General features: G+C 63.8%; 23 protein-coding genes. 10 read left to right on the forward strand and 13 right to left on the reverse strand.

The features are described 5' to 3' along the window. Positions 1-8: 8 nt before the first annotated feature. Positions 9-1040 (reverse strand): LacI family DNA-binding transcriptional regulator, encoded by a 1032-nt coding sequence (locus H7F36_RS15970; RefSeq protein WP_187051739.1) that lies wholly within the window; start codon positions 1038-1040, stop codon positions 9-11. 87 nt (positions 1041-1127) lie between these two features. Here H7F36_RS15970 and H7F36_RS15975 point away from each other — a divergent pair, with 87 nt between their 5' ends. Both H7F36_RS15975 and H7F36_RS15980 read left to right on the forward strand, forming a co-directional pair. Beyond that, complete coding sequence (locus H7F36_RS15975) at positions 1128-2087, forward strand: Bug family tripartite tricarboxylate transporter substrate binding protein (protein ID WP_187051740.1); 960 nt, start codon at positions 1128-1130, stop codon at positions 2085-2087. 10 nt (positions 2088-2097) lie between these two features. Further along, a complete protein-coding gene (locus tag H7F36_RS15980) occupies positions 2098-3264 on the forward strand; it encodes an L-talarate/galactarate dehydratase (protein ID WP_187051741.1) in 1167 nt (388 codons plus the stop codon). An 8-nt stretch (positions 3265-3272) separates the two neighbouring features. Here H7F36_RS15980 and H7F36_RS15985 read toward each other — a convergent pair whose 3' ends face one another. Next, positions 3273-4010, reverse strand: a complete 738-nt coding sequence (locus H7F36_RS15985) for a GntR family transcriptional regulator (RefSeq protein WP_187051742.1) — start codon at positions 4008-4010, stop codon at positions 3273-3275. 126 nt (positions 4011-4136) lie between these two features. On the opposite strand from H7F36_RS15985, the gene H7F36_RS15990 reads away from it, so the two are divergent. The 7 genes from H7F36_RS15990 (at position 4137) to H7F36_RS16020 (ending at position 12007) form a co-directional block, all read left to right on the forward strand. Further along, positions 4137-5135 carry a VOC family protein gene (locus H7F36_RS15990; protein WP_187051743.1) on the forward strand — a complete coding sequence of 333 codons (999 nt, stop codon included), beginning with the start codon at positions 4137-4139 and terminating at the stop codon, positions 5133-5135. 19 nt (positions 5136-5154) lie between these two features. Next, complete coding sequence (locus H7F36_RS15995; RefSeq protein ID WP_187051744.1) at positions 5155-6027, forward strand: fumarylacetoacetate hydrolase family protein; 873 nt, start codon at positions 5155-5157, stop codon at positions 6025-6027. A gap of 74 nt (positions 6028-6101) precedes the next feature. Then, positions 6102-7319, forward strand: coding sequence for an amino acid ABC transporter substrate-binding protein (locus tag H7F36_RS16000; protein WP_187051745.1), 1218 nt, complete (start codon positions 6102-6104; stop codon positions 7317-7319). Between the two features lies 1 nt (position 7320). Further along, positions 7321-8175, forward strand: coding sequence for a branched-chain amino acid ABC transporter permease (locus H7F36_RS16005; protein ID WP_261802323.1), 855 nt, complete (start codon positions 7321-7323; stop codon positions 8173-8175). 1 nt (position 8176) lies between these two features. Then, positions 8177-9973, forward strand: a complete 1797-nt coding sequence (locus H7F36_RS16010) for a branched-chain amino acid ABC transporter ATP-binding protein/permease (protein ID WP_187051747.1) — start codon at positions 8177-8179, stop codon at positions 9971-9973. After that, positions 9963-10694 carry an ABC transporter ATP-binding protein gene (locus tag H7F36_RS16015; RefSeq protein ID WP_187051748.1) on the forward strand — a complete coding sequence of 244 codons (732 nt, stop codon included), beginning with the start codon at positions 9963-9965 and terminating at the stop codon, positions 10692-10694. The genes H7F36_RS16010 and H7F36_RS16015 overlap by 11 nt, the downstream gene beginning before the upstream one ends. Before the next feature lie 17 nt (positions 10695-10711). Next, on the forward strand, positions 10712-12007 hold the full coding sequence (locus tag H7F36_RS16020) for a lytic murein transglycosylase (RefSeq protein ID WP_187051749.1): 1296 nt from the start codon (positions 10712-10714) through the stop codon (positions 12005-12007). A gap of 102 nt (positions 12008-12109) precedes the next feature. Here H7F36_RS16020 and H7F36_RS16025 read toward each other — a convergent pair whose 3' ends face one another. Then, the gene (locus tag H7F36_RS16025; RefSeq protein WP_187051750.1) at positions 12110-12619 is read right to left on the reverse strand and encodes an Lrp/AsnC family transcriptional regulator; all 510 of its coding nucleotides are present in this window, start codon (positions 12617-12619) and stop codon (positions 12110-12112) included. Between the two features lie 64 nt (positions 12620-12683). On the opposite strand from H7F36_RS16025, the gene ilvB reads away from it, so the two are divergent. Beyond that, positions 12684-14489, forward strand: a complete 1806-nt coding sequence (gene ilvB, locus H7F36_RS16030) for a biosynthetic-type acetolactate synthase large subunit (protein WP_187051751.1) — start codon at positions 12684-12686, stop codon at positions 14487-14489. 18 nt (positions 14490-14507) lie between these two features. On the opposite strand, the gene H7F36_RS16035 is transcribed toward ilvB, so the two are convergent. The 10 genes from H7F36_RS16035 to H7F36_RS16080 form a co-directional block, all read right to left on the reverse strand. Then, positions 14508-14708, reverse strand: coding sequence for a hypothetical protein (locus tag H7F36_RS16035; protein ID WP_187051752.1), 201 nt, complete (start codon positions 14706-14708; stop codon positions 14508-14510). A gap of 157 nt (positions 14709-14865) precedes the next feature. Then, the gene (locus H7F36_RS16040; RefSeq protein ID WP_187051753.1) at positions 14866-15345 is read right to left on the reverse strand and encodes a hypothetical protein; all 480 of its coding nucleotides are present in this window, start codon (positions 15343-15345) and stop codon (positions 14866-14868) included. 119 nt (positions 15346-15464) lie between these two features. After that, positions 15465-16496 (reverse strand): CaiB/BaiF CoA transferase family protein, encoded by a 1032-nt coding sequence (locus H7F36_RS16045; RefSeq protein ID WP_187051754.1) that lies wholly within the window; start codon positions 16494-16496, stop codon positions 15465-15467. Between the two features lie 37 nt (positions 16497-16533). Then, positions 16534-17760: an aminotransferase class III-fold pyridoxal phosphate-dependent enzyme gene (locus tag H7F36_RS16050; protein WP_222620386.1), complete on the reverse strand. Its 1227-nt coding sequence runs from the start codon at positions 17758-17760 to the stop codon at positions 16534-16536. 116 nt (positions 17761-17876) lie between these two features. Next, positions 17877-18941, reverse strand: coding sequence for an ABC transporter ATP-binding protein (locus H7F36_RS16055; protein WP_187051755.1), 1065 nt, complete (start codon positions 18939-18941; stop codon positions 17877-17879). Further along, on the reverse strand, positions 18938-19996 hold the full coding sequence (locus H7F36_RS16060; protein WP_261802325.1) for an ABC transporter ATP-binding protein: 1059 nt from the start codon (positions 19994-19996) through the stop codon (positions 18938-18940). Before H7F36_RS16060 ends, H7F36_RS16055 begins: the two co-directional genes overlap by 4 nt. A gap of 1 nt (position 19997) precedes the next feature. Then, positions 19998-20912 (reverse strand): ABC transporter permease, encoded by a 915-nt coding sequence (locus H7F36_RS16065; protein ID WP_187051756.1) that lies wholly within the window; start codon positions 20910-20912, stop codon positions 19998-20000. Then, positions 20905-21849, reverse strand: a complete 945-nt coding sequence (locus H7F36_RS16070; protein WP_187051757.1) for an ABC transporter permease — start codon at positions 21847-21849, stop codon at positions 20905-20907. Before H7F36_RS16070 ends, H7F36_RS16065 begins: the two co-directional genes overlap by 8 nt. 2 nt (positions 21850-21851) lie before the next feature. Beyond that, complete coding sequence (locus H7F36_RS16075; RefSeq protein ID WP_187051758.1) at positions 21852-23408, reverse strand: ABC transporter substrate-binding protein; 1557 nt, start codon at positions 23406-23408, stop codon at positions 21852-21854. Positions 23409-23492: 84 nt separating this feature from the next. After that, positions 23493-25229, reverse strand: coding sequence for a N,N-dimethylformamidase beta subunit family domain-containing protein (locus H7F36_RS16080; RefSeq protein WP_222620387.1), 1737 nt, complete (start codon positions 25227-25229; stop codon positions 23493-23495). Between the last annotated feature and the right edge of the window lie 64 nt (positions 25230-25293).

A 25293-nucleotide genomic window follows, 5' to 3' on the forward strand; every position in this document is an offset into this window, starting at 1 on the left:
GGGGTCGACTACCGATGCGCAGGGTCGGGCGCAACGGTCGAGTGCCGTTCGACGATCTGAAAGCCGACATCGATGATCGGATGCTCGACCTTCTCGCCGCGGCATCGCTGAAGGATGAGTCGGACTGCCAGTCGGCCGATCTCGGCGCCGTCGATCTGCACCGTCGTCAGCGACGGTTGCATGTGCGCCGCGAACTCTGCGCCGCCAAAACCGCAGATCGCAAGGTCTTGCGGAATACGCAGGCCACGCGACTGCGCTTCGATTTGCACGCCTTGCGCCAGCGTGTCCGAACTGCAGCAGACAGCTTGCAGTCCAGGCTCCTTGTCGAGCAGCTCCGCGAACGCGAGACGACCCAACGCCATGCTGCTCGGCGCCGGGACGATGGCGGTCGGAACATCGCGGCCCAGCGTCGCAACGAAGCCTTTGCGCCGAAGCATCGCGCGGTGGTCGTCGCCGGTTGCAATGCCGAGCTTCTTCCATCCTTTCGACAGAAAGTATTCAGCGACGGCCTCTCCCACTTTCTGGTGAGAGAAACCGACCAGCATGTCGATCGGCCGATCGTTCAGATCCCATGTCTCGACCACCGGGATGCCGGACCGCCTGAGGCGTTCGCGCGCGGCTGGCGAGTGGACGAGGCCGGTCACCACGATGCCATCGGGGCGCCGGCTCATCATCGTGTCGAGCAGTGCTCCTTCGCGGGCGTGGTCGTAGCCGCTCTGGCCGAGGATGAGCTGGTAGCCGGCGTCGTCGAGTGCACTCGTCAGCGCCTGCACCGTCGGCAAAAACTGCGCGACGGAAATCGCCGGCACCAGGCCGGCCACCATCAGACTGCGCTTGGACTTGAGCCCACCCGCCAACAGGTTGGGGATGTAGCCGGTGAGTTCGACCGCCTGCTGCACACGGGCAATCGTCGCCGCCGACACGAGCGACGGATTGCTGAGGGCTCGCGACGCAGTGATGAGCGAAACACCGGCCGCCTCGGCGACTTCACGAAGCCTTGCCGGCTTTGAGTTGACGGAGTCCGAATTTTGATCGTGCACAGAAGCGAACTTTGAAATGACAGCGTTGTCATTTTCACCCGATTTTTTAATCACCACTCCGAAGACAACATGACCAAGGAAACATCCATGAAGAAGCTGCTGACTGCCATCTCCATCGGCCTGATGGCCTTTGGCGCCAATGCCCAGAACTGGCCCGAGAAGTCCGTGACGCTCGTCGTTCCGTTTCCGCCAGGCGGCTCGACCGACCAGGTCGCCCGCGCTGTCGCGCCGCGTATGGGCGACAGGTTCAAGCAGTCGTTTTTGGTCGACAACAAGGCGGGCGCTACCGGCACCATCGGCGCCACCTTCGTCAAGCGCGCCGCACCGGATGGCTACACCTTTCTGGTCACGTCGCTGGGTCCGCTGGTGATCGTGCCGCACCTCATGAAGGGCCTGCAGTACGACCCGTTGAAAGATTTCGACCTGATCACGGTGGCAGTCGCTTCGCCCAACATTCTTGTGGTTCCAGCCAACTCGCCGCACAAGAGCGTGGCCGACATCATTGCGTACGAAAAAGCCAACCCCGGCAAGATGACTTTCGCTTCGGCCGGCAACGGCTCCAGCGACCACCTGACGGCCGAGCTGTTCTGGCAGCAGACCGGCACCACCGGCATCCACGTGCCTTACAAGGGCGGCGCGCCAGCACACACCGACCTGATGGGCGGCCAGGTCGACGCATCGTTCCAGAACGTCAACTCGGTGGCGCAGTACATCAAGGGCGGCAAGATGCGCGCGCTGGCGATCACCAGCCCCAAGCGCTCGCCGATCTTCCCCGACGTGCCGACGCTCGAAGAGGCAGGCGTGAAGGGCGTCGAGGTTGCTTCGTGGCAGGCCATCGTGGCGCCGAAGGGCTTGCCCGTCGCTGTGCGCGACAAGGCCCACGCGGCGTTCGTCGATGCACTCAACGACCCGAAGGTCAAGGAGCAGTTCACTTCCATCGGCTTCGAGATGGTCGCGAACACGCCAGCGCAGTTCGCGGAGTTCCAGCAGAAGGAATACGCGCGCTGGAAGAAGGTCATCGAAGCCGGAAAAATCACGATCGAGTGAGCAGGCTTTGATGAACCGACCTACATCACCCGCACTGTCGAGCCAGGTTGCCGGCGACAGCATCGCCTGGATCCGCGTCTCGTCTTGCTACCTGCCGCTCGCCAACCCGATCAGCGATGCCAAGGTGCTGACCGGGCGGCAGAAGCCGATGACGGAAATCGCGATGCTCTTTGCCGAGATCGAGACGAAGGACGGGCACAAGGGGCTGGGCTTCAGCTACTCGAAGCGCGCCGGTGGGCCAGGGCAATTCGCGCATGCGAAAGAGATCGCACCCGCGTTGCTGGGCGAAGACCCGAGCGACATCTCGAAGCTGTGGACCAAGCTGAGCTGGGCCGGCGCATCGGTGGGGCGCAGCGGCATGGCGGTGCAGTCCATCGGTGCCTTCGATGTCGCGCTGTACGACCTGAAGGCGCGCCGCGCCGGCCTGTCGCTTGCCAAGCTGCTCGGCTCGCAGCGTGACTCGGTGCGCTGCTACAACACCTCGGGCGGCTTCCTGCACACGCCCATCGATCAGCTGGTGGTCAACGCATCGGCATCGATCGAGCGCGGCATCGGCGGCATCAAGCTGAAGGTCGGGCAACCCGATGGAAAGCTCGACATCCGCCGCGTCGAAGCCGTCCGAAAACACTTGGGTGACGACGTGGCGCTGATGGTCGATGCCAACCAGCAATGGGACCGGCCGACGGCGCAACGCATGTGCCGCATCTTCGAGCAGTTCAACCTGATCTGGATCGAAGAGCCGCTCGATGCGTACGACAACGAAGGCCATGCCGCACTCGCCGCCACCTTCGACACGCCCATCGCCACCGGCGAAATGCTGACCAGCGCGGCCGAGCACGGCGAGCTGATCTGCCATCGCGCGGCCGACTACCTGATGCCCGACGCACCCCGCGTCGGCGGCATCACGCCGTTTCTGAAGATCGCTGCACAGGCAGAGCAGGCGGGCCTGATGCTCGGCCCGCACTTCGCGATGGAGTTGCACGTGCATCTGGGCGCGGTGTACGCGACCGAGCCATGGGTCGAGCACTTCGACTGGCTCGAGCCTCTCTTCAACGAGCGGCTCGAAATCGCCAACGGCCGCATGCTGGTGCCGACGCGTCCTGGGCTCGGGCTCAGCCTGAGCGAGCAGTGCAAGGCGTGGACCCGTGAAGAAGTCGAAGTGGGCAAGCGGCCCTGACGGACGCCCTACTTGCTGGGCGTCGAAGCGGCGGGCAGCGCCAACAGCGGTGACTGCAGCAAGAGCGTCGCCGTCTTCTGAAGGTGCCGCGAGATGAGCTTTTGCGCACCAGGCACATCGCGACGCAGCACGGCGTTGAACAGCGCCTTGTGCTCGCCCTGCACGTCGCGCGCAACCACCGCCAGCGGCGCCGACAACTGCCGATAACGCTCGCTCTGTTGATAGAGCACGGTATGCATGCGGCGCAGCCAGACATTGGGACAGCCGGCGATCATCGCGTGATGGAAGTTGGCGTGGGCAAGCGTCCATTCGGCCGACAGATGCTGGCGGTCATGCTGGTCGCGCTCGTGCAGCCGGGTGAGTTGATGGAAAGCCGCGACGAGCACGCTTTCCCAGTTCAGGTCGCCGTGCTCTATCGCATCGGCAATGCACAGCTTCTCGATCTCGACACGTGCTCGAACGAGTTGCGTAAGGTCCGCTTCCGACACCGCCGTCACGCGGTAACCGCGCTGAGGTTCAGATACCACCAGCGCATCGGCTTCGAGCATCGCGAGCGCCTCACGCACGGCCCCTGCGCTCACCGCGAGTTCGAGCGCCAATGCTGCGATGTTCAGCTTGGCCCCCGGAAGCAGGCGACCCGAAAGGATGTCGGCGTGCATGCGCTCGTAGACCAAACGGTTGTTCATCAGCCGGTTGTTCGTCAGCGATTGCTTGCCGTTTGGATCGGTGCTGGCGGCGAGTCTCATGAGATGTCGAATGGGGCGCTGGCTTAGGGTCATCGCGGGAAAACCCCTGCAATGCGGGCGCCCTGGACGCTTGTGTATTGAATGACTAAAAATATATGATAAGCCAACAAATGTACTGAGACAACCATGGCCGCAGTCCACTCACTCGATCTCATCGTGTTCACCGTGCCTGACCTCGCGGAGGCCGAACGCTTCTATGCCGCATTCGGTTTGCGGACAGAACTGGTGGACAGCAAGCTGGCGCTCTTCACAGACGGTAACCCGCACTGCTGGGCCGTGCTGCACGAGGTGCGCGGTCAGCCGAAGAAGCTGCAGTACCTGAGCTTCGGATGTTTCGAGCAGGACTTCGAGGCCATCGCGCAGAACGCCGAAATGCATCGACTCAAGACCTGCGAGCCGCATCCGCTCTCGCGCATTGCAGGACTTTCTGGTGACTCGCAAGACGCGGCACAGAGCTTGTGGTTGCAGCATCCCGAAGGCTTTCCGGTGCAGATCAGGCCCGCGCCAAAAAGCTCGCCGACGCAGAAGAGCGTTGCATCGCGCGAGCCGGCCGTGCCTGAGGGCAAGGGCGCGGCGTCGAACCGCGCCCGCGTTCCCCAGGTGCGGCCGCGGCGCCTGTCGCACGCGCTGTTTTTCTCCGGCGACGTCGCAGGTGCAGTGGCTTTCTACGAGCAGGCGCTGGGCCTGCGCGTGACCGATCGATCGAGCGACGTGATCGTGTTCATGCATGGCGTCCACGGCAGCGACCACCATTTGCTCGCGCTCGCCAAGAGCGACGGACCCGGCTTGCACCACCTCAGCTGGGACGTTGCCAGTGTCGACGAGGTCGGCACGGGCATGGAGCAAATGCTCATTGCGGGCCACGAGCGCGGCTGGGGCATGGGCCGCCACGTGCTCGGCTCCAACTACTTCTATTACGTGCGCGACCCGTGGGGCAGTTACTGCGAGTACTCGTTCGACATCGACTTCGTGCCTTACGGATTCGACTGGCCAAGTGCAGACCATCCGCTCGAAGACTCGTTCTATGTCTGGGGACCGCGCGTGCCCGAAGACTTCGTCAAGAACTATGAAACAACACCGCCGCACACACCCGAAGTGACTGCGGACGAGATCACACCCTCCTGAGCACCTGAAAGAAAATTCCATGCGTTTCGTTTCGTTCCTTTCCGATGCCGGCACACCAGCCGCCACTGCCCATGTGGGTGTTCGCGTTGGCAATGATGTAGTCGATATCACCGCCGATGGCTTGCCCGCCACGCTTGAAGAACTGCTTGCGCTGGGCGATGCCGGTATGGCGGCCGCGCGTGCCGCACTGGGCCGTGCAACCTGCAAGCTGCCTGCCGCCGGCCTCCGCTTGCTCGCGCCGTTTCGAGCACCGGCGAAGGCCATCGCGGTCGGCCTGAACTACGTCGACCATGCGGCCGAAAGCAAGTTCGATCCGCCGACCTATCCGGTGCTGTTCCATCGCTTTCCCAGCTCTTGGGTCGGCCACGGCGAGTCGATCGTTCGGCCGCATGTGTCGGAACAGTTCGACTACGAAGGCGAACTGCTGGTGGTCATCGGCAAGGGCGGCCGCTACATCGACAAGGCCGATGCACTGAAGCACGTCGCCGGTTATTCGATCTTCAACGATGGGTCGTTGCGCGACTACCAGTTCAAGTCGGCGCAATGGATGATGGGCAAGAACTTCGATCGTTCGGGATCGATGGGCCCGGACTTCGTCACCGCCGACGAGTTGCCAGAAGGCGCACGTGGCCTGAAGCTCCAGACCCGGCTCAACGGCAAGGTGGTACAGGACGCCAACACGCGCGACATGATTTTCGACGTGGCCACGTTGGTTTCGGTGTGCTCCGAACCCTTCGCGCTGGAGCCGGGCGACGTCATCATTTCCGGCACGCCGTCGGGCGTCGGGCTGGCGCGCAAGCCGCCGTTGTGGATGCGGGCGGGTGATGTGTGCGAAGTTGAGATCGAAGGTGTCGGGCTGCTGTCGAACACGGTGGTCGACGAGCAGGCATAGACGCGCCACTGCAATTGGCAGTGAGACTGGCGCCGACGAGCGCGGACCCAAATACAAATACAGGAGACAAGACAATGCAATTCGACCGCCGCACATTTCTCTCGGCCCTCGCGGCTCTGGGTGTTCCTGGCCTTGCTGGCATCACTGGCCCGGCGCATGCGCAAGCACCCACCGGCGCGCCAATTAAGATCGGTGGCACGCTGGCACTCACCGGGCCGCTGTCGGCCACCGCCATGATCCACAAGCTCGTTGGCGAGATGTACATCGAGGAGCTGAATCGCCGGGGTGGCTTGCTTGGCCGGCCTGTGGAATGGGTGCTGAAAGACGACCAGTCCAAGCCCGATCTGGCGCGCACGCTGTACGAGCAGCTTGTCACCGCCGACAAGGTCGACTTGTTGATCGGGCCTTACGCCACGGGTTCGATTCTGTCGGCAATGGGCGTCGCGCAGCGCTACAACAAGACGTTGGTGCACCACACCTTCGGCGTGCCGAGCCTGGCCAAGTACGAGCAGCAATTTCCTGCGTGGGCGATGGGGCCGGACCCGCAGACGACGGTGCCTACCCTGGTGCTCGACGCGCTCGCTGCATCGCCCAAGCCTCCGAAGACCATCGCGATTTTGACGAGCAAGTTTCCGTCGGTGCAGTTCGTGTCTTACGGCGCGCGCGAGGTTGCGAAGAAGCGCGGCTTGCAAGAGGTACTTTTCCTCGAATGGGACTTCGGCAATCGCGATTTCGGGCCGATTGCAGGCCGCGTCAAGGAGGCCAATCCCGACTTCGTCTGGAACGGCGCGCTCGGGCTCGAAGGCAACCAGATGCTCGACGCGATGAAGAAGATCGACTACCACCCGCCAAGCCATTTCTATCTCTACCCAGCCCCCGGTCCGATGATGAAAGCCGCCGAAGGCAACGGCGCGCTCACCGTCACCATCTTCGAAGACCAGGCGCCGTTCACCAACAATCCGGTGGCCGCGGCGTTTGCCAGGAACTTTCGCGAGCGCGCGACCAAAGCCAATCTGCCCGACACCGGTGCCGAGACGCAGGCCGCGTCGTCCTATGCGGCGTGGCAGATCATCGAAGCCGGCGTGGTCGCGACCAAGTCGCTCGACGACAAGGCCATCGCGACCTGGATCAAGGGCAACCAGATCGACACCATCGAAGGCAAGTTGCGTTTCAACGAGCGCGGCAACTTCGGCGCCGATCTGTCGAAGCTGAAGCAGGTGCAGGACGGCCGCTGGGTCACCGTGTGGCCGGCCGACTGGGCGGCGGCGGGTATCAAGCTGCGCAACGCCTGAGATGGCGATGCCGAGTTTCACGCTGCTGACGCAAGCCGTCGTCAGCGGCTTGTTCACGGGCGCGATCTACGGGCTGCTCGGCCTGGGGTTGAGCCTGTCGTGGGGTTTGTTGCGGCAGATCAACCTGGCACATTTCGGCCTTGCATTTGCCAGTGCGTATCTGACCTATGCGCTGAACGAGCACGGTGTCGATTCGCTCTTTGCACTCCTGATCATGCCGCCGGTGTTCTTCGTCATCGGCGCGGCCATCCAATGGGTGATGGCGCGTTTCAAGGTGAGCCCGTTCAACTCGTTGCTCGTGACCTTCGGGCTCACCATCATTCTCGAAGCGCTGCTGCAGTGGATCTGGACCGCCGATTACCGTCGGCTCGAAACGCCCTATGGCGACATGAAATTGCGTGTCGGCGGCATCTACTTTCCATTGCCGGAGATGATCACGCTCGGGATCAGTGTCGCCGTCGCCGCTGCGGTGTGGCTGGTGTTCCGGCGCAGCGACATCGGCAAGGCGATTCGCGCGGCGGCTGAAGATGCGCCCATCGCGGTCGCCTTCGGCATCAATGAAAAAGCGCTCGCACTCGGACTCGCGGGACTGAACGCTGCACTGGCCTCGATCGCCGGCGTCTGCATCGCGCTGACGTACACGCTGGCGCCGTCGCAGATCTTCACGTGGGTCGGCGTGGTGTTCGCGGTAGTGATGCTCGGTGGCCTCGGCCGACCTTGGGGCCCGTTGATCGCAGGCTGCGCCATCGGCGTCGTCGAAGCGCTGACCATGGCCATCGCCGCGCCGGCCTGGGCGCCGCTGGTGTCGTTCTCGCTGCTGCTCGTCATGCTGCTCACGCGGCCGGGGAGGGCATGAGATGAAGCGCTCGTTATTGGTGCTATTGGTAGTTGTCGCATGTCTTGCCGCGCTGCCTTTCGTCGGGCTGCCGCGCTCGTGGGAATCGGTGCTGTACATGGTCTTTCACTGGATCGCCTTGGCGACATCGTGGAATCTGCTGTCGGGCTACTCGGGGTATTTCTCTTTTGGCCATGGCGCCTTCTTCGGCATTGGCATGTACACGACTGCGGTGCTGGCGACGCGCTTCGACATTCCGTTTCTCTGGACACTCCCTGCCGCGGCGCTGGTGTCAGCGCTGTTCGGCAGCGTGCTCGGCGCGGTGGCGTTTCGGGTCAAGTCGGTGCGGGGTGAAGTCTTCGCGTTGCTGACGCTGGCCGCCACCTTCGTCGTCGCGACCGTCATCGTCAACACGCCCATCGACGGAGGGCCGGGCGTTTATCTCAACGGGGTGGCCGTGCCCGTGCTGGCGCCCACAGCGTCGGGCAGCTTCTACCTGCTGTCGTTGCTCGCGGCGGCCTTGGCGGTGCTCGCCGCCATCGTGGTCTTCTACTCGCGCTTGGGCACCGGCCTCTTCGCGATCCGCGACGACGAAGACGTGGCCGAGGTCATGGGCGTGCCGACCTATCGCTACAAGCTGCTGGCACTGGCTCTTTCGAGCGGGCTGGCCGGGCTGGTCGGCGGCATCCACGCGCTGTTCGTTTCTTACGTGACGACGGCCGACACCTTTGGCATCACGCTGCCGCTCACGGTCGTGTTGATGGCAGTGCTCGGTGGATCGCGGCATTGGGCCGGCCCTGCGGTCGGCGCGGTGGCGATCACCGCGTTGCTGTTCGGCTTTACCTCGGCCGACAACGCGATCGCCGGCAAGGTGGTGCTGGGTCTGGTGCTGATCCTGGTGATCCTGTTCATGCCGCACGGCGTGCTGGGTCGCTGGACGAAGCGCAAGGCGCCATTGCGGCCGGCGGTCATCGCGACAGCGAGGCCGCGATCGACCTTCGCTGTGAACATAGCGTCGACGGATACGGCAAGCGACTTGTTGCTCAGCACGCGCGGCCTCGCGAAATCGTTCAACGGCGTGCAGGCGCTGCGTGGCGTCGATGTCGACGTCCGGCGCGGAGAGATCCTTGGCTTGCTGGGGCCGAACGGTTCCGGCAAATCGACCTTCATCAACGTGGTGAGCGGGCATTACCTCGCCACTGCGGGGCAGGTGAAGTTCGACGAGCGCGAGGTCACCGGCATCGCAGCGCACCGCGTTGCACGCAGCGGCATCGCACGCACATACCAAATACCGCGACCGTTCTCGAACTTGACCGTGCTCGAAAACGTCGCGCTCACCTCCATGTTCGGTGCTGAAGGATTGGGCCGACACGCCGCCGAAGCGCAAGCCTGGCAATGGCTTGCGTTCACCGGCTTGTCGGAGCGCGCCGGCGCCTTGCCCGACGAGCTCAACCTGCACCAGCGCAAGTTCCTCGAATTCGCGCGGGCGCTTGCGGCGCGGCCTCAGTTGCTGATGCTCGACGAGGTGTTGTCGGGCCTCACGCCATCCGAGATCGACGGTGCCGTGGCACTCATCGAGCGCATCCGCGCCGAGGGCACGACGATCGTCTTCGTCGAGCATGTGATGCGCGCGGTGGCTGCGCTTTGCGACCGTATCGTCGTGTTCGATCGCGGCGCGGTGCTCGCGAGCGGCGCGTTCGCCGACGTCATGGCGCAAGCCGATGTCGTGGTGGCGTACCTGGGCAAAGGCATCGACGCCGGCGGCGTAACGCGCGATGACAAACCCGACACTTCGCTGGAGGCGATTCATGCTGCTTGAGATGAATTCGATCCGGGTCGCCTACGGTGCGGCGACCGCGCTGTGGGATGTGTCGCTCTCGGTCGCGGCCGGTGAGTTGCTTTGCGTGGTCGGCCCCAACAGCGCTGGCAAGAGCACGCTCATCAACACCATCGCCGGGCTCAACCGGCTGTCCGCCGGCTCGTACTTTCTGGATGGAAAGGATCTGTCGCGCATGCCGTCGCATCGCTTCTGCTCGGAAGGCATCGCGCTGGTGCCGGAGAGCCGTCGTCTGTTCGGGCAGATGACCGTGCGCGAGAACCTCGAACTCGGCAGCTATGCAGTGCATGCGAAGCCGTACCGGGTGCAGACGCTGGAGCGCGTCTGCGCGTTGTTTCCGATGCTGGTGTCGCGGCTCGCGCAGCCCGCGGGTTCGCTGTCGGGCGGACAGCAGCAGATGGTGGCGATCGGCCGCGCGCTGATGGCGCGGCCCCGGTTGCTGCTGCTCGACGAGCCGTCGCTCGGGTTGGCGCCAAGCGTGGTGCACGACATGTTCGAGGCCATCCGAACCATCCACGCCGAGGGCATGGCCGTGCTGCTGGTCGAACAGAACGTCGGTATGGCGCTGGCGGTGGCCGATCGCGGCGCGGTGCTGGAAGAAGGACGCATCGTGGCCAGCGGAACGCCGACGGAGTTGGCGGGTCGGCCCGAAATCCGGCGGGCCTATCTGGGCGCTGGCGCGGACGGGGATGAGACCCGGTGAGGGGACAGAATCGAGGGATGCATTCATTCAGTTTTCAGACAGTGCGCGCCGTGCGCTTCGCCGCGATGGCATCGGTCATCGGTGTCTTCGCAGGCTGCGCCTCTGCTCCTCCGGTGCCGCCGTCTTCTTCAGCACCGGCAACGATTGCACTGACGCCGACACCAAAGCCTTCGCCCGACGACGCAACGCTCGAACAAGGCTTCGCTCGTTGGGTCGCTGACTTCCGCGCCAGCGCCCGTGCCGCCGGCATCAGCGACGCCACGCTGCGCCTTGCCTTCGACAACGCGCACTACTTGCCGCGCGTCGTCGAACTCGATGGCGCACAGCCCGAGTTCACGCGTGCGGTGTGGGACTACCTCGACAACACGGTGACGCCGCAACGCATCGCGACAGGGCAAGACAAGCTGACGCAGCTCCGCCGCGAAGCCGATGCGGCGGCCGCTCGCTACGGCGTGCCGCCCGCCATCGTGGTTGCGATCTGGGGCATGGAAAGTAATTTCGGCAGCAACTACGGCAGCACCCCGACCATCGATGCGCTGGCGACGCTCGGCTTCGAAGGTCGGCGCGAAGACTGGGCGCGCCGCGAGTTGATGGCGGCGCTGAAGATCCTCGACAACGGCGACATCGACCGCGATCACATGATCGGTTCGTGGGCCGGCGCCATGGGCCAGACTCAGTTCTTGCCCTCCAACTTTTTGGCTTACGCAGTGGATGCAGACGGCGACGGCCGGCGCGACATCTGGGGCAGCATGGCGGACGTGATGTCGTCGACCGCCAACTTCCTGTCGCGTTCGGGCTGGCAAGCCGGCAACCCATGGGGCGTCGAAGTGCAGCTGCCGACAGGCTTCGACTACGGCCGCGCCGACACGTCGGTCCGCCAGCCGAGTGCGCAATGGGCTGCGGAAGGTGTGCGGTCGATGGACGGCCAGCCCTTGCCGGCCATCGACGACAGCACGGTCTTGCTGCCCGCCGGCGCGCGCGGGCCGGCATTTCTTGTGGGGCCCAACTTTCGCGCCATCCTTCGCTACAACAACTCGACCAGCTACGCGCTGGCGGTAGGCCTGCTGTCGCAACGCATTGCCGGTGGCGTGGGTGTTCAGGCGGCGTGGCCGCGCGATCTGCAGTCGCTCTCGCGCAGTCAGATGCTCGCGATGCAGACCGCGTTGAACCAGCGAGCCTTTGCCAGCGGCACACCCGACGGGCTGATGGGGCCAGCCACGCGGGATGGCTTGCGGCGCTACCAGCGCAGCATCGGGCTGCCGGCGGACGGGTATCCGACCATGGAGTTGCTCGGGCGCTTGCAGCAGCCCTAGTCGCCTGGGCCTTCGTAACGCTGCCCCAATGCGATCAGTTCCGGTGTACCGATTACGCCGTTGAGACCGTCGAAATCGAGCATCGCATCGCGCATCGGCGAGTTACTCGCGCCCGTGCCCGGTCAGTGGAACGCTCGACTCCTTCAGCACCCGCAGCACGAAGTGCGACTTGCTGTGCCGGATGCCGGGAATCTTGTAGAGCTTTTCGCGCAGCAGGCGCTCGTAGTCGCGGGTGTCGCGCACGCGGATGCGAATGTAATAGTCGTAGTCACCGGAGACGAGGTAGGCCTCTTGTATCTCCGGAATGGTTGCCAGCACCTTGCCGAATTCATACAGTGTTTCGTCGGTGTGACTCTCCAGCGTGAGCTGCACGATGACCGAGTCGTGGTAACCGATCTTCGACGCATCGATGTCGACGGTGTAGCGCTTGATGACACCCTGCGCCTCGAGCTTCTTGATGCGCGTCCAGCAACTGGTGGGCGACAGGCCGACCTCGGCGCCGATCTCCTGCAGCGTCTTGCGCGAGTCCTGTTGCAGCACCCGCAAGATGGCGAAATCGATCTTGTCAGAAGGATTTTCGGGCGTATCGTCTTTGATGCGAACGGGCTTCATATAAACGGGGCAATGCGGCGTAGAAAAGATGCAAATTCTGCCCGTGTTGCCGAACAATAGGGCGATGAAAACACTGGTCGCCGAAACGCCTTCGCAATCTACGTCGCCATCCGCAGCGTCATCGGCCGCGCCTTACCGTGTGCGCAACGGTGCCGAAGCGCTGCTCGACACGCTCATCGAATGCGGCGTCGAAACGATCTTCGGCTACCCCGGCGGCGCTGCGCTGCCGCTGTACGACGCGCTGCATGGCGAACCGCGCCTGCGCCACATCCTGGTTCGCCACGAGCAAGCCGCCGTCCACGCAGCAGAAGGCTATGCACGCACGACGGGCAAGGTCGGCGTCGTGCTCGTCACGTCGGGGCCGGGTATCGCCAACACCATCAGCGGGTTACTCGACGCGATCAGCGATTCGATTCCGGTGCTGTGCATCAGCGGACAGGTCGCGAGCACCGTCATTGGCACCAACGCCTTCCAGGAAAGCGATGCGCTCGGCATGTCGCGGCCGGTGACCAAGTGGAACCACCAGCCGCGCACGCCTCACGAGATCCCCGAAGTCGTGCGGCGGGCGTTGGAGATCGCATCGTCGGGTCGGCCCGGCCCGGTGCTGATCGACGTGCCGAAAGATGTGCAGTTGATGCCGCTCGGGCAGGCGGCGGGGTTGGGAGAGCGCTTCAGAGCACCTCTAACGCGAGCTGTCGCCTTGCCGCCACGCGGCACGCTGGAGCGCGCAGCCGATCTGTTGTCGACCGCTCGTCGACCTGTCATCTACGGTGGCGGCGGGCTCATCAACGCCGGCCCCGAAGCATGTGCCGCATTCACTCGACTGGTACGCCTGATCGATGCGCCTTGCACGCTCACCCTGATGGGGCTCGGCGCCTTCCCCGCATCCGATTCGCACTTCATCGGCATGCTCGGCATGCACGGCGCGTTGGAGGCCAACCTGGCGATGCACGAGGCCGACCTGGTCGTCTGTGTCGGCGCGCGGTTCGACGACCGCGTCACCGGCAAGCTCGACGAGTTCTGCCCGCACGCCCGCAAGATTCACATCGACATCGACCCCGGCAGCATCAACAAGGTGGTGAAGGTCGACGTGCCAATCGTCGGCGATTGCGGCGCAGTGCTCGATGCACTACTGTCGATGCCGAGCCTCGAAGGGCTGGCACCGGACCGCCTCGCGCCTTGGTGGGCGCGCATCGAACGCTGGCGCGCGGAGCGCTGTTTCGACTTTGCGGAACGCCCCGGCGTCATCCTTCCGCAGCAACTGATGGCGACCTTGCAGACCGCGCTGGAAGGGCGCGATGCCATCGTCTCGACCGACGTCGGCCAGCACCAGATGTGGGCCGCGCAATACCTCAAGTTCGAGCGCCCTGGCCGCTGGCTGACATCGGGTGGTGCCGGGACGATGGGATATGGCGTACCGGCTGCCATCGGCGCGCAGGTGGCGCACCCCGGGGCGCTGGTGGTGTGCGTGAGCGGCGATGCATCGGTGCTGATGAACATCCAGGAACTGTCGACCGCCATGCAGCATGGCACGCCGGTCAAGGTCGTGCTGTCGAACAACGGCTATATGGGAATGGTGCGCCAGTGGCAGGAGCTGAACCACGGCAACCGCCTGAGTCACAGCTGGAACGAGGCATTGCCGGATTTCGTGGCGCTGGCCAAAGCCTTTGGCTGGGGTGCGCGCCGTGTGTCCGATCCGGCTGAGCTAACGGATGCGCTGGCCGAGTGCCTGGCCTGGGATGGGCCGTTCTTTCTCGACGTGCAGGTCGCGGCGCAGGAGAACTGTTTTCCGATGATGCCGTCGGGGCATGGGCATCACAAGGTCATGCTCAGCAAGGACCGGTGGTACGCGGACGACGCGACAACCTGAACAAAACACTGCCGATGCTCAGAAGCCGCCCATCAGCGTCGTCGGGCAACCGAGGTCGACTGAAGAATCGAACGCCACCGGCTGGTTGTTATCGCCCGTCGAGAACAACAGGGTTGCGAATACCAGGCCCATGCAAACTGCGATGGCCATGAACCCGAAGCTGTAGACCAAACCGGCCATCACGAGGGGGCTGAGGAGGAGTGCGATGCGTCTGTACATGCACCAATCATCGGGCGCGCATGCGATCCGGTCCATGATTTAAATCACGGTCGGATCACATGTGTGTCTTGATTGTCAACAGTGAATTCTTTCGACTTACAACGGGCGGGCAGTACGGGCTGAATCAGGCGCGATGCATCGCCCGCGCCGTCGATAGTCAGCGACGGTAGCCATCCCAATCGCCACGATAGCCACGGTCTCCGCGATCACCGCGGTAGTAACCGTCATGGTCGCGATGCTCGCGATGCTCACGGTAGTATCGGCCGCCGTCACGATAGGCAGGCTCGAAGTCCACTTGCGACGGGCCATAGAAACGCGGCGGAGGCGGGCGGTTGTAGAACGGTGCCGGCGGCGCGTAGTAGACAGTTTCAGGCGGGCGCACGCGCATGGGCTGTGCGTCGTAGTAGATCGGGGCAGCGACCGGCGCAGGCCGTGCATACACGGGCGCTGGTTCGTAGTAATTGGGCTCATAAACCGGCGACGGACCGTAGGCCGGTTCGCCGACGACAACGCCCGGCAAATTGATACCCACAGACCACTGCGTCCCTGCATTGGCCAGGGAGGAAGCCATGACACCGGCCACCGCGAGCGAGCCCACGGCAACCACCTTGAACCACATCGAGCTTGAACGAGTCATCGAGATCTCCAACAGGCAAAGACGCCTGTTGATCCAACGCGACGAGCGAGCGGGGCGTGCACTGCGGTTGTGCAAAGCTGGTGTAAACGGCCGCAGTGTTTCGAAGATGATTGCGATATCTACAGCGTGCTGAAACGTGGCGCCGCCTGGGTTTCGACCATGCCCGACGCGTTTCGCGGAAACAGGTTTCGCGAAACATTATGAGGATGGGCGGCAGCCTCTTCGATGCTCAGCACCGGCGCAAAACAGACATCGGTGCCTTCCAGCAGTTCACTCCATGCATCGCGCGTTCGGGTCTTGAACTTCGCATTGAAGCGCGCCTTGAGCGCCGGCCATTTTTCAATCGAAAGCTGCTCGGCCGGGTCGACGTCCATCATCTCCAGCTTGTCGAGCAGCAGCGAATAGAACTGCGGTTCGAGTGCGCCGATGGTGACGAATTTTCCGTCGGCACATTCATAAGTGTCGTACTGCGGCGAATCATGAAAGGCGCTGGGTTGCGTGCCGCCGATCTGGTTGTTGCCATGCAGCCAGTGCACCAGCGTGCCGAGCATCGCAACCATGTCGAGGATCGCGGCATCGACCACGCAGCCGCGGCCGGTGGTGCGTGCGGCGAACACGCCGCTCACGATGCCGAACGCCAGCCCGAGCGCACCTGCCGAATCGCCGACCACCGTCGGCGGCACGATCGGCGGCTGACCTGGCCGAGCCACCAGCGACAGCAAGCCACTCAGCGCGACATAGTTGAGGTCATGCCCCGCGACCGGCGCCAGCGGGCCGGTCTGGCCCCAGCCCGTCATGCGGCCGTACACCAGCTTCGGGTTGCGCACCTTGCATGCATCGGGTCCGAGGCCGAGGCGCTCCATCACGCCGGGGCGGTTGCCTTCGATCAACGCGTCGGCAGTGGCCACGAGGTCCAGCGCTGCTGCAACCGCCTCCGGCTTTTTGAGGTCGAGTACGACGATCTTCTTGTTCGCCCGCAAGGGGTTCACCGCGTCGCCGCCCATACGCTGCACTGCGCCCGCGATCGGTCGGGCAACGACGGTCACGTCGGCGCCGAAAGACGCGAGGATGCGCCCTGCGACAGGGCCCGGACCGATGCCCTCGAACTCAACGACCTTCAGGCCGGTCAGCGGCAAATTCACAGCGTTCATTGAATATTTCTTCAGGTCTTCAGAAAAGGCTCGGTGTCTAGCCGGCGAGGGCTTCGAAGCCCGCCGCCGCAGCCGACAACGCCTTGTCGATGTCCTCCGGTTGGTGCGCGGCCGACAAGAACATGTTGTGTCGCGGGTGGAAATACGCACCGGCGCGCAACGTCGCAGCGCAGAACCTGCGGCCCTTCGCATTGTCCGCGTCGTCGTCGAACAGGACCATCGGCATCTGCACCGGACCGGTCTGGCGGATGCCGATGCCGGCTTGATCGGACAGCTTGGCGAGGCCGTCGCGCAGCCTCTGGCCCATCGCGACGAGGTGCGCGATGGTGTTCGATGCCTTCGTCTCTTGCAGCGTGGCGATGGCCGCGGCCATGGGCGGTGCCTCGCACCAGAAGGAGCCGGTGACGTAGATGCGTCCTGCGCCTTCGCGGAACCGCTCGTTGCCGGTGACGGCCGCGAGCGGGTAGCCGTTGGCGATGCCCTTGCTGAACGCGCTGAGGTCGGGGCGCACGCTCAACGCTTCCCAACTGCCGGCCGCATGCAGCCGGAAACCGGCACGTACGTCGTCGAGGATCAACGCGGCATCGGCGGCGGTCGCTGCGGCGCGCAGGGCCTTTGCAAACTCGATCGTCGGCATCTCCTGGTCGCGGCCGATGTCGTGGCGGAAGGCCGTGACCAGGATCGCGGCGAGATCCGTTCCCGCTTCTTGCACCGCTGCGTTCAGGCTGGCGATGTCGTTGTACTGGTACTGGATGACATGGGCGCGGTCTTCGGTCGTGACGCCCACCAGCGAGGGCGAGCACCAGGGCACTGCCCCGTGGTACGAGCCCTGCGCCACGAGGATCTTGCGGCGGCCGGTGCCGGCGCGTGCGATCGTGACGCAGGTGGTGGTCGCATCGGTGCCGTTCTTCTGGAACATGGCCCAGTCGGCGTGGGCGATGCGATCGACCAGCGTTTCGGCCAGCTCGACCAGTGCAGGGGCAGGGCCGTTCATGCTGACCCCCAATGCGGCCTGCCTTTGGTAAGCAGCATCGACGCCCGCATGGTGATGGCCGAGCAGCACGGGGCCCCAGCTGCACATCAGGTCGACGTATTCGCGGCCATCGACATCCCACACATGGCAGCCTGTGGCGCGGGCGAAAAACTGTGGGTAACCCTCCGGCAATGGAGCGGCGTTCTGGTGGCCGTACATGCCACCGGGGATGACCTGTTTGGCGCGAGCGCGTAGAGCGAGATCGATCTCACCGTCATGTCGTTGATTCATGTCGTAGCTCCTTGCTGCACCGCAGCGTATATATGATATATCACGTCGGTGAGAAATTCTGGTATGAGGTCTGACGTGAGGTGGTGTCGCATGTCGGTCTTCTGACCGGCGTGCGGTCAGTCGCGCAGTCGGTCTTCCGGTGAAGCCGCAATGGGCGCGGCAGTCATGAACGAGGCCGTTGCGGGTGGTGCAGTCACCGGTTCGTACAAGTGGCAAGCGGCTTCGTGTCCCGGCGCCAAGGCCTTGAGTTGCGGCACTTCATTTCGGCAGCGCTCGAATGCATGCGGACATCGCGTATGAAAAGTGCACCCGGTCGGCGGGCTCGACAGACTCGGCAATTCGCCTCGTACGTTGGCTGCCAGTCGATGGCGTGGATCGGGCCGCGGAATGGCTTCGAGCAGCGTCTGCGTGTACGGATGCTTCGGCGTGGCGTAGAGCGCGGCGCGCGGCGCGACTTCGACGATGGCACCTGCGTACATTACGGCGACGCGGTGCGAGATGTTGCGCACGACAGCCAGGTCGTGCGCTATGAAGAGGTAGCTCAGCCCGAAGGCCTCTTGCAAGTCGATCAGGAGGTTGACCACCTGCGCCTGCAGCGAGACGTCGAGGGCGGACACCGGCTCGTCGCAGACGATGAATTCCGGCTTGAGCGCCAGCGCACGAGCGATGCCGATGCGCTGCCGCTGCCCACCGGAAAATTCGTGCGGAAACCGATCGCCGCATGAGCGCGGCAGGCCGACGGTGTCGAGCAGTTCCTGAATGCGAAGCTGCCGATCGTGACGTGTGCGGCCGCCGGCCACGTCGATCGGCTCGGCGATCGCATCGCCGATTCGCATACGCGGATTCAGTGAACCCTGCGGGTCTTGAAAGACGAACTGCACGCGCTTGCGAACGCGCGCCAGAGCCTGTTGCGCGTTAGTGCCGGTGATCTCTTCATCGAACAAACGGACGCGCCCCGATGTCGCCGGGATGAGTCCGACCAGCATGCGACCGGTGGTCGACTTGCCCGAGCCCGATTCGCCGACCAAACCCAGCGTTTCGCCGCGCGCAATGTCGAAGCTCACTTGACGCACGGCGCGAAGCGTGCGCGCCGGCGTTCCGGCTTGGCGCTTGAGCGCGAACGTTTTCTCGAGGTCGCGCACCGTGACGATCGCATCGGGCGCAGTTGCGTCTTGGGTCATGGGATGACTGCCTGCTGGCTCTTTGAGATACCTACCGGCACGCCTGCATCTGCACCGCTGGCCGCCAGACGCGGCGGGCAGCGACTCCATCGCATGGACGATGCCGGGAGCAGGGCGGGCGGGATTTCGTGGCACACGGGCAACGCCTCCGGGCAGCGCGGGCTGAAGCGGCAGCCCGGAATGTGCACTGAAGGATCGGGGATGCTGCCGGCAATCGACTTCAGCCGGCCGGGCTCGCCATCCAGCCGTGGAATGGCAGCCAGCAGGCCGTCGGTGTAGGGATGCAGCGGCTTGCCGAAAAGGTCCAGAACAGGGGCCGACTCAATCACCTGGCCGGCGTACATCACCACCACGCGATCCGCGAACTGCGCAATCACCCCGAGGTCATGCGTGATGAGGATCACCGACATATCGAGCTCCGACTGCAGCTCTTTAAGCAGCTGAAGGATCTGAGACTGGATCGTGACGTCGAGTGCAGTGGTCGGCTCGTCGGCTATCAAAACCTTGGGTTGGCAAGCAATGGCAATGGCGATGACGACGCGCTGGCGCATGCCGCCAGAGAGACGGTGCGGGTAGTCGTCGATGCGCCGGGCTGCATCCGGAATGCGCACCAGCCCCAGCAGCTCGATCGCCCGCTTGCGCGCCGCCGCTGCGGTCAGCCCCTGATGCAGACGCAGCGGCTCGATGATCTGGTCGGCGATGGTCAATACGGGGTTCAGCGACGACATCGGGTCCTGGAAGATCATCGCGATCTCGGCACCGCGGATGCGCCGCATCTGCGGCTCGGGCAGCTTGAGGAGATCGCGATCGTTGAAGACGATGGTGCCGCTGGAGATCCGGCTCGTCGCACGCGCGTGCAGCCGCAAGATCGACAGCGCACTGACGCTCTTGCCACTGCCCGATTCGCCGACAATGCCAAGGCACTCGCGCCGGCCGATGCTGAAGCTCACGTCGCGAACGGCGGAGACCCATCCATCGTCACCACGGAACTCCACGGTCAGGTTGTTGACTGCGAGCACGGGCAGTTCGGGTTGCCCCATCGGTTTCGGCACCACCTCAGGCCTCCACTTTCAGACGCGGGTCGAGCACGTCGCGCAGACCATCGCCCAGCAGGTTCATGCCCAGCGCAGCAAGGCTGATGGCCAAGCCCGGAAACAACATGATCCACCATGCCTCGATCGAATAATCACGGCCTTCCGCGATGATGTTTCCCCAACTCGGCGCTGGCGGCGGCGGGCCGATGCCGAGAAAGCTGAGCGCGGCTTCGGCCAGGATGGCGTAAGCAAAGACGAAGGTCAGCTGCACCACCAGCGGCCCCATGCAGTTGGGCAGGATGTGCCGGAAGATCATGCGCAGATGGCCGGCGCCCGACAGGCGTGCCGCTTCGACGTATTCCATCTCGCGAATCACCAACGTCGAGGCGCGCGTGATGCGGGCCGTGCGCGGTATGTAAGCCACGGTCAGCGCGACGATGACGCTGGTGGTCTGCGGGCCGAGCGCTGCGCTGATGCCGATGGCAAGCAGGATCGCAGGGAACGCGAGCAGCGCGTCCATGAAGCGCATCAGCGGCGAATCGAGCCGCCGGAAGTAGCCGGCAGCAATGCCGATGAAGGCGCCGACGATGCCCGACGCCAGCGCCACCGAGAGCCCGATGAACAACGACAGCCGCGCACCCTGCAGCACGCGCGTCAGCATGTCGCGGCCGAACATGTCGGCGCCGAAGAGCATCGTGCTCGATGGCGGCTTGAAGCGGTTGCGCATGCGCATGGCAGTCGGGTCGAGGCCGGTGAGCATCGGGCCGAAGATCGCGGCCAGCACCAGCAGCGTGATGATGACCAGGCCGATCACGAACGAGCGGTGCTTGAAGAGTTTGCGAACCAGCCGCAGCTTTCGCCGGGGCGCGAGCAACTGCGCGGGGCCTGCCGGCTGTGCGTTGCCATTGGATGTCGACAGCACCGCCGCCTCAGTCATAGCGCACCCGCGGGTCGACCAGCGTGTAGGCCAGGTCGACACAGACATTGACGAGCACGAAGGCGAAGCCCAGCAACAGCATCGTTCCCTGGATCAGTGGGTAGTCGCGCGCCATGATCCCTTGCACCACCAACCGCCCGATACCGGGAAGCGCGAACACCTGCTCGATGACGACAGAACCACCGATGAGCAGCGACAGGATGATGCCGCTCACCGTGACCACCGACATCAGGGAGTTCCGAAAGGCATGTTTGCCGATCGTCACCCACTCGTTCAGACCCTTGGCGCGCGCGGTGCGGATGTAGTCCTGGTCGAGCACGTCGAGCATGCTGGAGCGCGTCATGCGTGCAAGGTAGCCGATCTGGAACAGCGCGAGGATGGCCGCCGGTTGCACCATCGATCGCAGCCACGGGCCGAAGCCTTGCGACAACGGCGCGTAGCCCGAGGAGGGCAACCAGCGCAACTCCACCGAAAAGACGATGACCGAGATGATCGCGATCCAGAAGCTGGGGATCGACACGCCGATGAGCGCGACGCCCATCACGGCCGAATCGATCCAGGTGTTGCGGTAGTAGGCCGCGATGATGCCGAGCGCGATGCCGACCGGCACCGTGATGGCAAAGGCCAGCAGCGCGAGCGACAACGTCACAGGCAGCCGGGCGATCACCGCGCTGAACACGCCCTGGTTCAGCATCAGCGACTGCCCGAAATCGCCGCGTGCCAGATTGCCCAGCCAGGCGATGAGCTGCTCCCAGATCGGACGATCGAGTCCGAGCTGATGACGCAGCTTGTCGATGGCTTCGGGCGATGCGTCCGGGCCGGCCATGACCACCGCTGGGTCGCCCGGCAGCATGTGCATCAAGACGAACGCGAGTATCGCGACCAGGAGGATGACCGGAATCGCCTGCAGCAGCCGGAAGATGACGTTGCGCGCCACCGTTACTTCAGGCTGACGTTCCAGAAGCGCGGCAGATAGAAGCTCGCGAAGTTATCGACCTTCTTCTTGTTGAAGGCGTTGATCGTGCCCATGTCGACGATCTTGATCATGTAGGCCTGTTCGAGCACCTGCTTCTCGATGACGTCCCAGGCTTCCTTGCGTTTGCCAGCGTCCAGCGAGGTGTAGAACTTTTCGTAAGCGGCATCGAGGACAGCGTCGTTCTTCACCTGCGGGAAGGTGTAGAACATCGTGCGCCACTGCTGCGGGCCGAGCAGTGGGTTCGAGCAGAAGCTGGTGGTCGACACGTTCCATGTCCCGGTGCCGCGCTGCATGTTGCTGGCGTTGGTGGTCCAGTCGACCACGTCGACATTGACGTTCATGCCGGCCGCCTTCATCAACTCCGAGAGCACGAGGATCGAGGTGCGGAAGTTGGGGTAGTTCGACGTCGTTTGCAGCGTGATCGGCTCGTTCTTGTAGCCGGCTTCGGCCAGCAGCTTCTTGGCTTTGTCCGGGCTTTTCTGGTCGTAGTAGACCTTCATCTTGTCGCCCTGGTAGTACGGGCTGAACGGGTACACCAGCGAGTGGTTCATCTTGGCGATCTGGCCGGTCGCGGTCGAGATTTCTTCGACATCGACCACCGCGTTGATGGCCTGGCGGATCTTCGGATTGGCCGTCGGCCCTTGCGAGCTGTTGACGATGAAGACCTGCATGCAATACGGGAACACCGTCTGCGTCTGGATGTCCGGGTCGCTGGCAAAACGCTTGGCGAGTTCGGGCGGAATACTGGCCGCGACGTCGACATCGCCTGCCTGCAGGGCGGCGACGCGGGCGTTGGCTTCTGGGATGAATCGGTAGCGCACCGAGTCCACGTATGCAATGCGCCGGCCGGCATAGCCGTCGAGACCCTTGTAGCTTTCGTTGGGGGTGTAGCCGTCGAAGCGTTCGAGTACCAGGTGGCTGTCCTTGGTCCACTCGCCCAACTTGAACGGGCCGCTGCCGATCACGTCGGCACCCCGCGCCGGCTTGTCTTTTTGCGAGGCCGGCAAGATGACGAACGGATACACCGGGCTCTTCAGGATGTCGACGAAGACCGAGTTGGTCTTGTTGAGTTTGACGATGAACGTTTCGGCGTCGGGCGCTGTCGCGCTGGCCACGTCGCTGAAGATCACCGCGTTGGGGCTGATCTTGCGATAGCGCTCGAAAGACGCGAGCACGTCGGCAGAGGTCAGGACGCTGCCGTCATGAAACTTCACGCCCTTGCGGATCTTGAAGGTGAAGGTCTTGGCGTCGTCTGCAATGGTGTAGCTCGACGCGATCATCGGTCGCGTCTCGTAGTTTTCGCCCACGGTGATGAGCGCGTCGTACAGGTGATGGATCACCTCCAGCTCGACCGCGCTGCTCGATACGTAAGGGTCCAGCGTGCCCGGCCCCGACACATAGGCATAGCGCAATTGGCCACCCTTTTTCTGTGCGAAGACCGGCATGTTCGCCGCAGCTGCAAAGAGTGCGGCAATGGCCGCGGCAGTCACCAACTTCTTGAAGATCGTGCGAACGGACATGCATGCTCCTTAGGTGAAGAGAGAATCAATTTATATGATATATCGCCAAAGCGCCATCACTTGCAAGCGACGTTCCAACGCAGTTCAGGTTTTGTCGGTGAAGCGCTTCAGCACGTTGCGGGTGATCTTGCTCGTGAAGAACTCGTTGCGCTTCAATCCCATGATCCATTCGCAGGTGCCCGCGGTGACGACTTCACCCTTGCCACGCGGCATGTGTACCAGCATCCCAGAACCGTATCGGGCCTTGGCCAGCGACTCTTCGGATTGATCGCCATAGAGCGACATCGACGCGCCCCGCATGTCGCTTTCGCCGAGGTAATAGCGGTAGCCTTCCTCGGCGAACATCGACTCGACCTTCAGTGCGGGCGACATTGCCAGGATGGAGACGCTCGCCGGTGCGCCGTCTTCGCCGGTCGGGTAGGGCAGGCCGTAGCGAAAGGTGTAGTCGAGCCCATCGACCTCGTACGAAAAGATGTTGGCAGACGCACCGAAGATGTCGCCGTAACCCAGTTGCGTGCCTTCGAAAACCCAGTGGTCTTCCCGGTACACGGTAAAACCCTTGGAGCCGCGCGGCGCGAAGCCGCCCCACGATGCGTAGATGCCTTGCAAGCCGTTGACACCGACCGTCGTCGCGCCCGGCCAGTTCACCACCTTGCTCTCCCATGCGCAGGTCAACAGGTGTTGCTTGTCGGTGCCATACACAGGGTCTTCGGCGTAGCGGGCCTTGTAGCAAACCTGGCGCGTGCCGTTGTCTTCGAGCCGAACCTGCCACATGAAATTGCCGCCGAAGCGCGCGAGCGAGCCTCCTTCGTCGACGAAGCGGTCGATGCGCGTGCGCATGTCATGCGTCCAGTATTCGTCGTGACCGACGATGACCACCGCCTTGTAGCGGTCCAGGATCTCGGGCCGGTAGTGCAGGTCGGTCTGCGTGATCATGTCGAAGGCGATGCCTTCGCGCTCGGCCCAGGTCACGAAGTGGCGGTCGTACTGCGCCCATCCGGACGCTGCGAAGAAGTATCCGTAGCCGTAGCTCCAGGCCCAGTCTTTCGGGTGATAGCGTGGGGCAGTCAGCGGGTCGGGAACCGGCTCGGCGCAGATGCGCGGTGCGCCTTCGGGCAACCACACCATGCCGCGCGTCCAGGGGCGCAGCAGGCTCAGTTCCGGCGACGCCGAGTTCTGGTCGGCGCCATCGACACCGATGTAGCTGCTGGCGCCGCCCCAGTCGTTGTAGGCCATCCATGTCGACGTCGGCAAGATCATCAGCAACTTGGCGGTCTGCGTTTTTTCGGTCGGGCGCACGACGAAGAAATGATGCTGCACGTAGCGTCCGCCGTCTGGCCGGATGCAGGTCGAGATGATCTTGTAGAAGCCGGAGCGGGCGTCCGCTGGAATGGTCCAGCGCAGGCTTTCGGGCCATTGGCATCCGGCCTTGTAGGCGTCTTTAGGGGCGGCATGGAACACGCCGGGCAAGTCGTCCTGCTTGAAGACGGTTTGCGGTTCCAGGCCATCGAGCACCACTTCGAGCATCCAGACCGGTGCATAGGTGCTGCTGTGGAACGTGACTGTGTCGCCCGGATCGTACGAAATCGCATCGGTGTACGTGTGCACCTCGGGCCACGCCGGATCTTCGCGCGGGCCGTCGTACCAGCGCCGATCGGACCACCCGCTGTCCGCGTACATCGGACCGATGCTCGGCTGCCCCATGTTGATGGCACGGATGCTGCGACGGTCTCCGTCTGCGCGTTGACCGAAGGAGTTGACTCGCTTCGGTGGAGTGGAAGAGTCAGGCGTTGGGGCTGCCGGGTCGGGTGCGTCGCTCAAGGTCATGCTCCTGAAGAGATAGCCCGCAGGTTATATGATATATCCGGTGGAGCGCAAGAGGTTT

Origin of the sequence: Variovorax sp. PAMC28562, assembly GCF_014303735.1 — a bacterium.
Classification (GTDB): domain Bacteria; phylum Pseudomonadota; class Gammaproteobacteria; order Burkholderiales; family Burkholderiaceae_C; genus Variovorax.